Origin of the sequence: Marinicellulosiphila megalodicopiae (assembly GCF_045862395.1) — a bacterium.
Classification (GTDB): domain Bacteria; phylum Pseudomonadota; class Gammaproteobacteria; order Pseudomonadales; family Natronospirillaceae; genus Marinicellulosiphila; species Marinicellulosiphila megalodicopiae.
Genome location: NZ_AP023087.1, coordinates 391,877 through 407,113, shown reverse-complemented (window position 1 = coordinate 407,113; position 15,237 = coordinate 391,877). Strand labels below are relative to the sequence as shown.

The 15,237-nt window shown below is 38.0% G+C and carries 11 protein-coding genes, 2 tRNA genes and 2 rRNA genes; 6 read left to right on the top strand and 9 right to left on the bottom strand.

The genetic code is table 11. The features are described 5' to 3' along the window. Window positions 1-53 precede the first annotated feature (53 nt). Window positions 54-1,271 (bottom strand): flagellar assembly protein T N-terminal domain-containing protein, encoded by a 1,218-nt coding sequence (locus TYM08_RS01705; RefSeq protein ID WP_422381247.1) that lies wholly within the window; start codon window positions 1,269-1,271, stop codon window positions 54-56. Window positions 1,272-1,351: 80 nt separating this feature from the next. Then, window positions 1,352-1,951, bottom strand: coding sequence for an LPP20 family lipoprotein (locus tag TYM08_RS01700; RefSeq protein WP_422381246.1), 600 nt, complete (start codon window positions 1,949-1,951; stop codon window positions 1,352-1,354). Between the two features lie 405 nt (window positions 1,952-2,356). Between TYM08_RS01700 and traF the strand changes: the two genes are divergently transcribed. From traF to TYM08_RS01685, 3 genes are read left to right on the top strand one after another with little or no spacing between them, the layout of a single operon-like run. Continuing rightward, the gene (traF, locus tag TYM08_RS01695) at window positions 2,357-4,117 is read left to right on the top strand and encodes a conjugal transfer protein TraF (RefSeq protein WP_422381245.1); all 1,761 of its coding nucleotides are present in this window, start codon (window positions 2,357-2,359) and stop codon (window positions 4,115-4,117) included. A gap of 51 nt (window positions 4,118-4,168) precedes the next feature. Then, window positions 4,169-5,401, top strand: coding sequence for a multifunctional CCA addition/repair protein (locus tag TYM08_RS01690; protein WP_422381244.1), 1,233 nt, complete (start codon window positions 4,169-4,171; stop codon window positions 5,399-5,401). Window positions 5,402-5,424: 23 nt separating this feature from the next. Next, on the top strand, window positions 5,425-5,961 hold the full coding sequence (locus TYM08_RS01685; protein WP_422381243.1) for a hypothetical protein: 537 nt from the start codon (window positions 5,425-5,427) through the stop codon (window positions 5,959-5,961). A 35-nt stretch (window positions 5,962-5,996) separates the two neighbouring features. Here TYM08_RS01685 and TYM08_RS01680 read toward each other — a convergent pair whose 3' ends face one another. Then, window positions 5,997-6,533 carry a DUF2058 domain-containing protein gene (locus tag TYM08_RS01680; protein ID WP_422381242.1) on the bottom strand — a complete coding sequence of 179 codons (537 nt, stop codon included), beginning with the start codon at window positions 6,531-6,533 and terminating at the stop codon, window positions 5,997-5,999. 32 nt (window positions 6,534-6,565) lie between these two features. Continuing rightward, a complete protein-coding gene (locus TYM08_RS01675) occupies window positions 6,566-7,492 on the bottom strand; it encodes a hypothetical protein (protein WP_422381241.1) in 927 nt (308 codons plus the stop codon). 256 nt (window positions 7,493-7,748) lie between these two features. Here TYM08_RS01675 and TYM08_RS01670 point away from each other — a divergent pair, with 256 nt between their 5' ends. The 3 genes from TYM08_RS01670 (at window position 7,749) to TYM08_RS01660 (ending at window position 9,650) form a co-directional block, all read left to right on the top strand. Beyond that, window positions 7,749-7,874, top strand: coding sequence for a hypothetical protein (locus TYM08_RS01670; protein ID WP_422381240.1), 126 nt, complete (start codon window positions 7,749-7,751; stop codon window positions 7,872-7,874). A gap of 137 nt (window positions 7,875-8,011) precedes the next feature. Then, window positions 8,012-8,590 carry a class I SAM-dependent methyltransferase gene (locus TYM08_RS01665; RefSeq protein ID WP_422381239.1) on the top strand — a complete coding sequence of 193 codons (579 nt, stop codon included), beginning with the start codon at window positions 8,012-8,014 and terminating at the stop codon, window positions 8,588-8,590. Between the two features lie 175 nt (window positions 8,591-8,765). Beyond that, on the top strand, window positions 8,766-9,650 hold the full coding sequence (locus TYM08_RS01660) for a hypothetical protein (protein WP_422381238.1): 885 nt from the start codon (window positions 8,766-8,768) through the stop codon (window positions 9,648-9,650). On the opposite strand, the gene TYM08_RS01655 is transcribed toward TYM08_RS01660, so the two are convergent. From TYM08_RS01655 to TYM08_RS01635, 5 genes are all read right to left on the bottom strand, one after another. Then, a complete protein-coding gene (locus TYM08_RS01655; protein ID WP_422381237.1) occupies window positions 9,633-10,880 on the bottom strand; it encodes a 3-deoxy-D-manno-octulosonic acid transferase in 1,248 nt (415 codons plus the stop codon). The genes TYM08_RS01660 and TYM08_RS01655 overlap by 18 nt on opposite strands. A gap of 232 nt (window positions 10,881-11,112) precedes the next feature. Continuing rightward, window positions 11,113-11,227: ribosomal RNA gene (gene rrf, locus TYM08_RS01650) — 5S ribosomal RNA — on the bottom strand. Between the two features lie 310 nt (window positions 11,228-11,537). Further along, window positions 11,538-14,439 (bottom strand): 23S ribosomal RNA (locus TYM08_RS01645). 426 nt (window positions 14,440-14,865) lie between these two features. Beyond that, window positions 14,866-14,941, bottom strand: a tRNA-Ala gene (locus tag TYM08_RS01640). 129 nt (window positions 14,942-15,070) lie between these two features. Then, window positions 15,071-15,147 (bottom strand) — tRNA-Ile (locus TYM08_RS01635). Window positions 15,148-15,237: the final 90 nt, after the last annotated feature.

Here is a 15,237-nt window from a genome sequence, read left to right as displayed (position 1 = left end):
GAAATGATTAGAAACGTAAATATTTATAAAATCATCAATGCGTAGTTGTTGCACTACCACGCAAAAATCACGTCATCCATTTGAATATTTAACTGTCTTGCATCCATGGGTAATTCTGCAATGGCAAAGTGTGGTTGTACTTGTTTGATCACCGCCATGACTTTTGTGTCTGTCAATTGCCATTGGGCATTTTGATCACGATCAAATATTTGCGAAGTTTTGTACACACTCACGGCATCTCCTGGTCTTAAACCAGATTGCGCGCCCGCATCTAAATACAAAAGATTTTGTTTGGTGTTTTCAATTTTAACCACATAAGGCTGGCAAGCAATCACTTGCGCTATGTCGTCACTGGCCTTTGAAATTAATGCCGTAACCTGCTGACCATAATCGGTTTTATTAAACACCCCCGTGGCAAACCCGACTTTTTTATTATGCTTTATATTCCAAATACCTTGGGCGCTGTAGCGAGATTGAAACAACAATGCGCCGCTGTAGCCATCATGCACATACAAATCAAACACAAAATGTCGTGTGCGTGATGCTTTGCTGATTTTGACTTTGCTTAGTAATTTATCCCATTTGCGCGCATATGGCGCATCTTGATTGTCCATACTTAAATCACGAATCACACCAGACACTACGTATTGTGTACCTAGCATGGTTGCAGCGTCTTGACTTTGGGTTAATTGAAGTTGGGCATTAAAGTTTGAAGGAGCCGTTTGGATATTAGGATTAATTTTAAGGTGGTTTGCATTTAACGCTTGTACTTTGCCGCTTTGATTAAGTTGATTACTGATGGCACTGGCTAGTTGTTGATCGACGTTTCCAAGGTGTCCCAATGTGGTTTGTTTTGGATCAATCAATTCAAAACCCGTGATGGCAACTGATTTAGAATAATTATTGGCCACATGGGTATGGCAATATTGAGCTTTGGCTACTTTTGCGCGAATACTTACTATGTACACACCATTAGACTCATACTGTTCAAGGATTTGTACTTCTTCTATTTTAGCGCTTGAATTGACGGTCAAAGAATTAACCGAAATACTTGAATTTTCTAGTATTTGACTGCCTTTGATATTGGCATTTACCTGCAATGATGCATTGGCTAACGCATCTCGATAGGCTCGATTTTTCGCACTTTGTAGTTGATTTAACTCAATAGCTGCCATGCCTTGTGCTTCAACCCATTTATAGGAATCATCTTCTTTCGTCATTGCTAAAAACGAAACACTTAGCGCTAACAATCCTGTTATTACTCGCCACATTGCCTTCACCTTTTACGTTAAATCGCTGATTCATTAAATCGAATTGAATTGCACTTTTATCCAATAATATTGCTTTTTAGTCATTCAATAAAATACAAACCCGAATCCTTTGTATTTACACCCTGCTCTTTTAATCGATCGCTGTTTAACACATTGACGTCATGAACCATTTCAGATGCACAGGTTGCGTTTTTCTTCCAATGTTGCTCTGAAGTAATACAGTTTCTAAATCCTTGATCAAGCACCATCTCTAAAATGGTTTGAAAACTGCCATCTGCCATGTCTTCTTGGGCCACTACTCGAGCACCTAAAATGTATGTGTCTACATAAGATCGAAATTGATCATTTTTAATTACTAGATTTTCAACAGTAGATGTACCGTAAATTTGAGTACCATATACTCGCTCTGCCATGGTTCTTAATGCATCAAGTTTTGATGCACGCATACCCAATAATCGCATTTGAACGTCTGAGACATTTTTGGTCATTTTATTTATTGCACCATAACCTACGACCCGAATCACCATTGGCTCCATATCTGGCAATTTCTCATTTATCATCTGCACCTCTTGAACGATGCTATTTAAGGATTCTTGTTTTTTCTTTTTGGCGTTAAAGAAACTGCAATTAGTCAGTATCAATGCCATGCCAATTAGGCTGATTATTCGAATTTGAAACATGGATCACTCCCTAGTGATTAAATTTGCATCATTATTTTTATTTGTATCGGCCAGTTAGCCAAATGATTTAGGGTTAATTTCGATGATTTCTGATTAAATTCGAAGTTACAATGTTACCTAATGCACAACTAAATATATTTCTTTGTAATTATGTGAGTTGGGTTTGTAACATTTTGATACAGCATTTTTCAAAAGTGTTAGTCTGAAATTTTAACGGCCTGTATTTATGAAGGAATTGACGTTGATTAAACTGTTAGAGTCAATCTGTCGTCGTAATGCCTTTATTAGTGTTTCAAAATTTATTTTACCGACACTAGTACTCAAATTTGCTTTTTTTAAGCAGTTTACATCGAGCAAAACAGCACTAGTCTTAGAGTAATATCTTTGTTTCCACAGGCCATATTTATGTCGAGTATTCTTAAAATGTCTTTACGAATCAGTTTAATTTTTAGCTGCTGTTCCTTATTGATTTCCAATTCGCTTGCTACGCCGTTTGCTTCAAACGACAGTGCGTCAAGAGCAATGGGCGGCACAGGTGTTGCGTCAGCGCAAACCTATGCATCAAGTTATTTCAACCCCTCCTTATTAGCAGCGGATGCTGGCAATAAAGGAATTGGGTTCATGCTTCCCTCTGCTACAGTCTCATTTGATGACTCATCAAGATTGCTGCAAACGTCCAGAGACTATTTTGAGTCATCTTATGAAATTTTTTCAAATTATGATGTATCCATTGTTTCGACTTTAATCTCTGGTGAAGGCGACGCTTCAATTACAGGCAGCTTTGCAGCGGTTTCTGATGCTTCTATAGCCGTTGGCGCTAAATTAGCCGAAGACCGAGACGATGATGAAGTGGTCAATATTGATGCTGAAATAGCGGCATTAATTAGTGCAAATGACAATTTACAAGCCAACATGGATTTGATGAATACCGAAATCGTCAGAGCCAGAGTGGTAGTGTCAGACGCAAATGTCGGATTACTTGCATTATCAGGTAGACCATTAATTGCAAATGCAGGCGTTGCGGTTGCTGCAGCTGTACCCTCTAAAAAATGGGGAGCCTCTGCATTTATCCACAACGACCTTTTAACGGGTGTCAAAATTGATTTAAGCGGTCAAGATACCCAGATTTTGTTAGATGTTATTGATGATTTTGAAAATATGGTCGAAATTGCATCGGATGTTACCGTTGAATTGTCAGGAGTTGTAGTTTTGACTGCTGAACTTAATGAAATCATGTTAAACCCGCCAGAGTCTGCATCTTGGGATGAAGCAACGTGGTTCTCCAAAACTCCAGCTGAACGTGATGCAGCAGTAACCGAACTAGAAGATTACGCAAATGAACTTGCAGCAAAAGCAACGGAAGTTGACCTGCAAGTCACTGCTGCTCAACAAAGTTCTGAACAGATTGAAAACTATGATGGCAACTATATTTCTGGCGGTGAACTTACCTTATCTGAAGATAACAGACCTGAACTGGCATCTTCAATTAGCATAGTAGGCGCTAATATTGCAGAAATTGGTTTTTCATTAGCACGTCGATTTAAAATAAATGGAGAAGATGTCAATATTGGTATTACCCCTAAATTTCAACGTGTCGATTTATTTGACCATACTTATATTGTAGAGGCATTAATTGACGGTTCTGAAATTGAAGAAATCGAGCAAGATTTGGTTGGGTATATTGAAAATCATTACACCACCAAAAACACTATGAATATTGACCTTGGAGCAAGTAAAGACTTCACCTATAAAGGGAATATCCGTGTGGGATTAGTGATCAAAAACTTGATTCCACAGTCATTTAAATCAAAAGGTGGCAATACAATAACCATTCCTACTCAAATTCGAGTGGGTGCAGCGCATACTGCAAAATTTACCACTTTTGCTTTTGACCTTGATATTACCGAAAACTCGCCTTTAAGTTTTGGTGAGCCGAGTCAATATCTCGCTCTTGGAGCAGAATTTAGTTTATTTGGTCACGCCAAGTTACGAGCAGGATACAGAAATAACATAGCCGTTAAAAATGGTGCAACGTTCTCTATGGGCGCCGCTTTCACGCCTTTTGGTGTAGGAGCTGATATTGCGGCCTGGATCAAACCAACGGATGATGTGTTTGAAGCTGTACAGGATGTTGGTTTATCGGTTCAACTTTCATCCCAATTCTAATATGATGAGTATGGCAGCGACTTCGTTGCCATTTTTATATTTGGAGCTTTCATGCAAATTTTTTTAGTTGGCGGCGCAGTTCGTGATCAATTACTTGGCTTACCTATAAAAGACAAAGACTGGGTAGTAGTTGGTTCAACCGTTGAACAAATGATTAATGATGGATATCAGCAAGTTGGAGCGGACTTTCCTGTATTTTTACACCCAAAAACCAAAGACGAATTTGCCTTAGCCCGTACTGAGCGAAAAACAGCAAAAGGTTATAAAGGATTCGAATGTTTCAGTGACCCTTCTGTGACACTTGAAGATGATCTTGTTAGACGAGACTTAACTATAAATGCAATTGCTCAAAGTGAAGCAGGTGAATTAATAGATCCTTATGGTGGACGAAACGACATTGAGAACAAAACTTTACGCCATGTATCCGAAGCATTTATAGAAGATCCACTACGAGTGTTAAGGCTTGCCCGTTTTTATGCACGTTTTGCGCATTTAGGATTTGAAGTTGCACCTGAAACAATTAATCTAATGAAGCAAATGGTAGATTCAGGTGAATTAAATGAATTAGTACCCGAACGTGTTTGGGCAGAAATGCAAAAAGCATTAAGTGAAAAAAACCCTGAAATGTTTTTCATTTTATTACGTCAAATTGGTGCTTTAAATGTAATTTTACCCGAGTTAGATGCTTTGTATGGAGTCCCTCAGCCCATGCTATATCACCCAGAAGTAGATTGCGCGATTCATAGTTTACAAGTATTACAAGTCGCCTGCTCGCTTTCAAAAAACACCAATGTAAGATTCGCATCTCTTTTACATGATTTAGGAAAAGGCAAAAGCCCACAAGATAATCTTCCTCATCATTATGGCCATGAACAAACAGGTGAATTTGTCATAAGAAAATTGAGCAAACGTTTAAAATTACCCAATAAAACAGCTCAACTTTGTCAGCTAGTAGCAAAATACCATACACACACTCATAGAGCCCATGAACTTAAAAGCAAAACCATTTTAAAAGTCTTCCAAGCATTTGGGGCATTAAAAAATGACACACTTTTTGAACAATTCTTATTATGTTGCGAAGCCGATGCTAAAGGTCGCTCTGGTTTTTTAAACAGTGAATACCCAAATTCACAATATTTACGTGAATTATTAGCCCAAGCTAAAACCGTTACATCAACTAAATATGTAGAACTTGGCTTACAAGGCCCTCAAATTGGTGAAGCAATGAACAAAGCGCAGATCCATATGATTGATACAAAAAGAAAATCTCTTTACACTGTATAAATACTCACAAATAGGTAAATGTTATGTTTCTTCGAATTACGACATGTTTATTATTGATTTTTATGATTGCTAGTTGCAGTAAATTTAATGTGATTAAAGATATAAAAATTAATGTTTCAACCAAAACAACCATTGAAGGTGGCGGAGGATTTTTAACGATATTAGATACTTTTGGTTTTTCACAATTTAACCAATTTGATTTAAGTACTTCTCAAAAATTTAAAGATGATATCGGTGATGTTTCAAGGGTAGAAAGAGCAAATTTGGAAACATTTGTACTTTCTGTTACTGATGAAACACAAAGTTTAGACTTTATTAATAGTGTTCAATTTTACATTTCAATTGATGGCGATTCAGAAGTGTTATTAGCCTGGTCAGACAACTTCGCTTTGGACAGCACTTCTGTGAGTCTTGATGTGGATAAAACGATTGATTTAACTCCTTACATCAAAAGCAAGAATATTAAAATACGCTCTGAAGTAAGTGGAGGATTCCCTGATGATGATACCGAAATTCAAGCGGATTTATTATTTTTAATTGATGCAAAAATTATTAAGTAATCCACATAAAAAAGCAGTCCTAGGACTGCTTTTTTTTACCACATTAAATCATCAGGAATTTCAAAGTCCGCATAGGGGTCATCTACTACTTCTAAACCTTCAACTCTATTATTAAGCAATATTTTACTTTCGTCCCTCTGTTTAATCTTATCTGCTACACCAGAGCCTACAGCTTTTACATCATCATGAAACGAAACCAATACTAATTGACCATTTGCCAGCTGAGTTTGCGCGGCTTCACTTACATATAACTTTTGAATTTTACCATTATTTGCAAATTGGTAAGGCAGTTCACCGGCTATTGTTACTTGATTCATTTCGATTAATTGATGTATTTGAGCAAGAATGGCTTTTTTCTGTGCCTGCTCGTGTTTCTTTTGATTTAACAAGCGATCTTGCTCAATCTTTGCAAGTCTCTGTTTCTCAAGTTCTTCTTTATAAGCAAGTGTTTCGTCAATACCATGCTTTTGTTTTTTCTTTTGAACCTGCCTTTGCTCTTTTTTTGCAGCATTAACTTGCTTTTTGTTTGCAACACCTAGGCCTAAGAATTGCTCTTGTAAGGATTTACCCATAATTATGTTCTCTACTACTTTTTAATAAATGTTTAAAACGACATGATTCCTAAAACTGACTGAGTTACTGGCTCAATAGTTGTCCAGTCTTTAACGTCATCATTAATATAATTGGTTTGCTTTAACGCCCTAAGGATGGTTCCGTCTTTTTTCATTTTTATTAAACCTAAATTTAAAGCTGCATTAAAAAATCGCCCTTGAGGATGCCTTTTTGCTATAGGATAATGGCGAGTACTTGGAAGTGCCATTTTTAAATTTGGAATGGGTATTAGATCCATTTGAGTGCCATCTGAATGCGTAATAGTTAAACTCATTCTAGAAAACGGACGAATAATAAAGTCGGTATCACCGTCTATTAATGCATCTTGCTGCTCACCCCAACTTCCGTCCAATACACGCCCAAGCCCAATACCAGTTACTGCTTCCCAATCAGCACTCCATAAAGAACTGCTCATAGTCGTGTAATCTTGAAGATCTTCTTGTGAGCTTACCTCTAAAATATCACTGTTTTGTTTGTCCACAAAAAAGCCATAATGCGTATCTTTTGATTCAATTACAGCCGTAGTTATGTATACCTCTTCTTTAATTTTGTTGAGCTTTTTTCTTTCATAACTAAAAGATGTCGCTACAATATCAGATTCCGAATCAGCTTCACGCAAATCAGACAATGTAAATTCAATTGCATCGTATGGTACTAACTCTAATTTTGCATCTTCAACACCCGCTCTGAAAAATGCTTGCTCGATAATCAATATGTCCAATAATTCTCTATCTTTTAAAGCTGGATCATTATAATTGGTAAGTAATTTAACTCCGTCATTACCGTTGTTTCTTCTGAATTCCAAATAAGCATCTCTTTTTTCAGCAGAAACAGCGACCTTAAAGGTTTGCGAGAAGCTTATTGGGGCAATCATTCCAAGTAAGCAAAAAAATAGCACGGCTCGTTTAGCTAGAAACATCTTAATACCTTGATTTAATTTAAATTCACGACACTATAACAGCTTATATTTTTTTTTAAACGTAGACGAACACTCCTTTGAAATTAATTGTTAAACAGTACTCGTAATATAATTTGGTTTCGTTATCTTTTATAAACGCCTTATCAACACACGACCAGTTCTCACTGAAATTGTGACAAAGGTTGCATTTTTAGGTGTTTTTCAATACAATGCTGATCCTTTAATTGTTTCTACCTTTTTTATTGGAGCGTTAAATTTGAACTCTTGGTTCCTACGTATAAGTGCATTTACTGCAATATCACTACTTGCTGTTTCAGCAAATACTGACTCAGGTGAGTCAACAATGATGTTTAGCAACAAAGTAGCCGTTGCAACACAATAAACATCAAGGAAAAGGATTCAAAAATTAGGAGCTCTGCTCCTTTTTCTATTTCTGCCTCTAACAATTTCAAAACTATATTTAGTTGATTTCTCATAAATAAACCGCTATTTTGATTTTTTATATTTCTAGGAAAGATTATGAGTTTTTTTCAACAATTCATAAGACACCAAGAAACAGTAGGGTCAATCTTCCCTAGCAGTCGTTTTTTAGCAGATAAAATGATTTCTCAAATTCCTAATTCTCCAATTCGGGTTTTAGAAGTTGGCGCGGGAAACGGGGTATTTACTCAAAAACTACTATCTTATTGTCATCAAGACTCTCAAATTGTCGTCTCTGAACTCAATCCATATTTTTGCAATATATTAAATGAACGATTCTCGACTCAAATTGAGTTAATTCAGGGCGATATCCTTAATTATAATGATGATAATAAATTTGATTTTATTGTATGTAGCCTTCCTTTTAACCAGTTCCCTATCAATTTAATTAAAAAAATATTTTCTCACTTTAAATCACTTTTAAAACCTGATGGGAAAATCACCTTTTTTGAATATACATACATGTCTTTAATCAAAGCAAAGATAGAATATATTCAGTTTAAACAAAATTCATTATTTCCATACAGAACCTGCAAACAATTAGAATTTAGAAACCTGCCTCCTGCAAGCGTACATACAATAGCACTTCATAATACTCCAGAAATAATTTATGCATGACAATTATTGTCACTTAATTTCGAAATCAGTCATTAATTGAACTTTAAAAACATTCTATTTTGAATGTTTTTCGTACAAGTTCACAATTCAACAAAATTTTTTTTAAAGAATTTTTCAATCAACCTACATCATGATATTTATTGTTTTAAATCAATTTTAAGAATATATAAATATCATGACTACTCATTATTCTTGGACACAATCAAAATCAAATACCTTCATTTTGACTGTATTATTTTTTTGTTTAAACTCATTCGCCTTTAGCTCTTCTTTACACTGTAACTTAGATTATTCTAACAATATTGATGAAACATTAACGTCACAATCCTATGTCATCGCCCAAGGCACATTAATAACAGATGCGACAGGCATTAAAAAAAGCATCGATCTTCACGATTATAGAAATTTTAAATTAAATCTTGCTACAACATCAATATTGAAAGGCGATATTAATTCTGGTGATATTATAGAAATTAATTATTCAACAAGACCTGTCCAATTGAGACCCTGCGCTGAATCAATCTTACAGTTAGATTTGAACCAGGTAATTGTATTTTTAAAAGAAGTCATTATTAATAACAAAAAAGAGTATTTTTTTGTAGCATCTACATTTGCCATATCAGAAAGTTCAAATCAAAAAGCAACCAATCTTAAAAAAGTAATAAATAAACAATATAATTTTTTACAAAATTTCGATTCGAATTTTAAAATTAAAGATGAAACTACACATCAAGTTGTATTAAGTTTAATAAACAATCTTCAAAGAGAAGACACTCAGGATAGAGCTTTTGATGAACTTTTAAAGTTAGATAAATCCGCAGTTCCTTCGATAATATTTGCTATGGATAACTATTCTCAACTTTCAAATTCACAATTTAAATTACCTACTTCAAGTGGTTATGTCAAAACTTACCACCCTGACTTAGTCGTCGATGCCTTGGCAATTGTATTAAATACGATCACGGGCAAACACTATGGGTATATATATAATGGAGCAACAGATACGGAACGAGCTCAAACAATTTCTGCGTGGAAAACCTATTTAATCAATGAGAGTTAATGTTTTGTTTAAAGCTCCTGAAAACTCATCATATGTTTCTCGTGCATTTACACCTATAGTAGAAGCCAAATGTGGATCATTAAAGAAATTTGATATAGATTTAAATAATTCTTCAGGTGAATTTATGATTAAAGCACCGTTATTTATTTTAAGCACGTTATATATATCTTGGAAATTCTCAGTACCTTTTCCAGTCACGATAGGCTTAGCTAAATATGCAGCCTCTAAAGGATTATGCCCGCCATTACACCCCATACTTTTACCCATAAATACAACATCACTTAATATTAGCCAATTCATTAATTCGCCTATGGAATCCGCTAGAAAAACTTGATCTTCTTTTTTAATCGATTGATTGTCCGTTCTTTTTGAAAATACAAACTCAGACTTTCTAATCAAATTTTCAACTTCGACAAATCGATTAGGGTGACGCGGAACAAGTATTAATAATGCATTTGGGTAAAGTTTTAAAATTTCTTTATGGCAGTCTAACGAAATTTTTTCTTCGGGTGAATGAGTGCTGGCTGATATCCAAACTGGACGATTTATTTTCCTTTTTTCACCTTCATATTTATCTCGAAGTGTTTTATCGAAATTTAAATCGGCTTTTATTGAACCTGTTACTTTTATGCATTCAGTTTTTGCGCCTAATTTTAAAAAATAATGTGCATCTTTTTCATATTGCACAGCAATCAAATTAAAACACTTCAATGTATTGGCAAAAAAAGTCCCCAATTTAGAATAGCCCAAAAAAGATTTATCTGACATGCGCGCATTAATTATTGAAAGTCTTATTTTTTGAGAATGACATATTTTACAAATATTTGGCCAAATATCAGTTTCGACAAAAATCACATGGGAGGGTTGCCACTGCTTTAAAACATATTTGATAATTAATGGATAATCTATTGGTATGTAAGAAATAATTATTTTATTGTTAAAAATTTCATCTGGGAACATATTTTCTAATTGTTTCCGTCCCGAAGCAGTTGTACATGTAATGATTAACTTTTGATTTTTTACTAGCTGCAAAATTAATGGTTTTGCCGCTATTGATTCTCCTACTGAAATACAATGAATCCATATTCTGCCTTTATTACAACGAGGAACAAATCCATATCTCTGCTTAATATTTTGCCTATATGTTGGCTCTTTGATACTTCTAAACAATAGCTTAAATGGTAATAGTGTCAGCAATAGATACACTAAAATTGAATATATTATTCTCATTAGTAATTTCTTTTAAATATTTATTATAGTAAAAGGACAAGTACAGATATTGCGTGATAGAATTTTAAAACGCAAGGCAATAAAAAACCCCACCAGGATAACCTGACGGGGCTCTTCATGTTCGGGCTTGGAGCCTGTCTTGCGACTAAACAAGCTAGGAAGGTTTCCTTCCGCTGTCTTGTTTACCAAGCTTCTAATTTATTCACGGATGAATAAATTAGACTTAATTGGCGTTTGACAATGACCTACTCTCACATGGGAACCCCCACACTACCATCGGCGATGCATCGTTTCACTTCTGAGTTCGGGATGGGGTCAGGTGGTACCAATGCTCTATGGTCGTCAAACAATTCTTTATGGTTTTCAGTTGTCTTAGTTATTTTGATTCTAATTAAACACTTTTGTATTCAATCGTCATCTCAATATGCAACCTTCATCCAAATTCGGAAAATAAGTTTAAGTTCTATGTCTGTACTTCAAGTAACTTACGTCGCTCATTATACAGTATTTATCTTTTGTTTATACACAAACTTCGTGCTTAAAATATCTTTCTTAGCTTCATTCACTTCATCATATCTCTACAATTCAGCTCATATAACGCTAAGTGTTTCAAATAGTCAGTCTTCACTTCTTATCCTAAAACAGCTTAGGCGTTATATGGTCAAGCCTCACGGGCAATTAGTACAAGTTAGCTCAATGCCTCACAGCACTTACACACCTTGCCTATCAACCTGGTAGTCTTCCAGGGCCCTTTAGGGAATTAAATTCCAGTGAGATCTCATCTTGAAGGAGGCTTCCCGCTTAGATGCTTTCAGCGGTTATCCCGTCCGAACTTAGCTACCCGGCAATGCCACTGGCGTGACAACCGGAACACCAGAGGTTCGTTCACTCCGGTCCTCTCGTACTAGGAGCAACTCTTCTCAAATCTCAAACGTCCACGGCAGATAGGGACCGAACTGTCTCACGACGTTCTAAACCCAGCTCGCGTACCACTTTAAATGGCGAACAGCCATACCCTTGGGACCGGCTTCAGCCCCAGGATGTGATGAGCCGACATCGAGGTGCCAAACACCGCCGTCGATGTGAACTCTTGGGCGGTATCAGCCTGTTATCCCCGGAGTACCTTTTATCCGTTGAGCGATGGCCCTTCCATTCAGAACCACCGGATCACTATGACCTACTTTCGTATCTGCTCGACTTGTCTGTCTCGCAGTTAAGCTGGCTTATGCCATTGCACTAACCTCCTGATTTCCGACCAGGATTAGCCAACCTTCGTGCTCCTCCGTTACTCTTTGGGAGGAGACCGCCCCAGTCAAACTACCCACCACACAATGTCCTCGATCCCGATTAGGGACCTGAGTTAGAACCTCAAATGTATCAGGGTGGTATTTCAAGGTTGGCTCCACAACAACTAGCGTCGCTGCTTCAAAGCCTCCCACCTATCCTACACAAATACATTCAAAGTCCACTGCGAAGCTATAGTAAAGGTTCACGGGGTCTTTCCGTCTAGCCGCGGATACACTGCATCTTAACAGCGATTTCAATTTCACTGAGTCTCGGGTGGAGACAGTTTGGCCATCGTTACGCCATTCGTGCAGGTCGGAACTTACCCGACAAGGAATTTCGCTACCTTAGGACCGTTATAGTTACGGCCGCCGTTTACCGGGGCTTCGATCAAGAGCTTCGTCCGAAGACTAACCCCATCAATTAACCTTCCGGCACCGGGCAGGCGTCACACCGTATACGTCCACTTTCGTGTTTGCACAGTGCTGTGTTTTTAATAAACAGTCGCAGCCAACTGGTATCTTCGACTGTCGCTAGCTTAGGGAGCAAGTCCCATCACCGGCAACAGCGTACCTTCTCCCGAAGTTACGGTACCATTTTGCCTAGTTCCTTCACCCGAGTTCTCTCAAGCGCCTTAGTATTCTCTACCTGACCACCTGTGTCGGTTTGGGGTACGATTCGTTATAGCCTGAAGCTTAGAAGATTTTCCTGGAAGCATGGTATCAGTGACTTCGGAGTCCGTAGACTCACCGTATTCGGCTCTCAGTATTCTCACTAAAGAGAGGGGACCGGATTTGCCTAATCCCCTTACCTACTACCTTAAACCAGGACAACCATCGCCTGGATCACTTAACCTTCTCCGTCTCTCCATCGCAGCTATAACAAGTACGGGAATATTAACCCGTTTCCCATCGATTACGCTTCTCAGCCTCACCTTAGGGGTCGACTCACCCTGCCCTGATTAACATGGGACAGGAAACCTTGGTCTTCCGGCGAGGGAGTTTTTCACTCCCTTTATCGTTACTCATGTCAGCATTCGCACTTCTGATACCTCCAGCAAACCTCTCGATTCACCTTCAACAGCTTACAGAACGCTCCTCTACCATTCTTATAAATAAGAATCCGTAGCTTCGGTACTATGTTTGAGCCCCGTTATATCTTCCGCGCAGGCCGACTCGACTAGTGAGCTATTACGCTTTCTTTAAAGGGTGGCTGCTTCTAAGCCAACCTCCTAGCTGTCTAAGCCTTCCCACATCGTTTCCCACTTAACATAGATTTTGGGACCTTAGCTGACGGTCTGGGTTGTTTCCCTTTCCACGACGGACGTTAGCACCCGCCGTGTGTCTCCCGGATAGTACTCACAGGTATTCGGAGTTTGCATGGGGTTGGTAAGTCGGGATGACCCCCTAGCCCAAACAGTGCTCTACCCCCTGTGGTATAAGTCCGAGGCGCTACCTAAATAGCTTTCGAGGAGAACCAGCTATCTCCGAGTTTGATTAGCCTTTCACTCCTATCCACACGTCATCCCCTAACTTTTCAACGGTAGTGGGTTCGGTCCTCCAGTTGATGTTACTCAACCTTCAACCTGCACATGGATAGATCACTCGGTTTCGGGTCTACACCCAGCAACTCAACGCCCTATTAAGACTCGATTTCTCTTCGGCTCCCCTATTCGGTTAACCTTGCTACTGAATGTAAGTCGCTGACCCATTATACAAAAGGTACGCAGTCACCTAACAAGTAGGCTCCCACTGCTTGTACGTACACGGTTTCAGGATCTATTTCACTCCCCTCACAGGGGTTCTTTTCGCCTTTCCCTCACGGTACTGGTTCACTATCGGTCAATTAGGAGTATTTAGCCTTGGAGGATGGTCCCCCCATATTCAGTCAAGGTTTCTCGTGCCCCGACCTACTCGTGTATCATCTATATAGTTCTTTCGTATACGGGGCTATCACCCACTATGGCGGCACTTTCCAGAGCCTTCTACTAAAACTATATATACTTTTGGGCTAGTCCCCTTTCGCTCGCCGCTACTTAGGGAATCTCGGTTGATTTCTTTTCCTCCGGGTACTTAGATGTTTCAGTTCTCCGGGTTAGCTTCATTACCCTATGTATTCAGGTAAAGATAACCGCCTTATGACGGTTGGGTTTCCCCATTCAGGAATCTCGGGATTATAGGATATTATCGCCTCCCCCGAGCTTTTCGCAGATTTCCACGCCTTTCATCGCCTCTAATTGCCTAGGCATCCACCGTGTACGCTTATTCACTTGACCATATAACCCTAAACAGTCTTGTCTTTTTTGCGAATTACTTTGTTGCGTACTTCACAAAAAATCCTGCGACTCAATCTTTCGATTAAATTGCATAACTTAGGTTATAGATACAAAGCCAATAATGTTCTTGGTGATACTCAAGGTTTTGAGCTCTCGCTCAATCTCTCTTTTTCATTTATTACATTTTATAACGATATTTTTTCGCACAACGCTTGTATATAAACTCAGTTTTTAAATAATTGTTTCATGCAAGTGTCATAAATGACGCTTACAGTCTTTCAATACATAAAACTTATTTTCATTTTCCGGATTTTTAAAGAACGATACTGATAAAAAATCAGTTTTAAATAGACACTGCTTAAATGAAATTAAGCGACTTCGTATCCAGTTAAAACTGATATCTCAAATCAATAATGATATAGATAATGGTGGAGCTATGCGGGATCGAACCGCAGACCTCCTGCGTGCAAAGCAGGCGCTCTCCCAGCTGAGCTATAGCCCCATGATGGCTTTTAATTTTGCAATAATTACACAACTAAAACATCTGGTTATTTTTTGAAGTACGAGGCAGTTAGCGAGGAAGCATAGCTTACTATGCAACGAGCTGACTAACGAAGTAATTCGAAAAAATTGGTAGGCCTGAGTGGACTTGAACCACCGACCTCACCCTTATCAGGGGTGCGCTCTAACCAGCTGAGCTACAGGCCTAGATATTCTTAGACCGAACTTTCTGGTCTAGAAAACCATTTCTCTATATCGTCAAACCAAACAATTTGTGTGAACACTGATCAAAGTCTT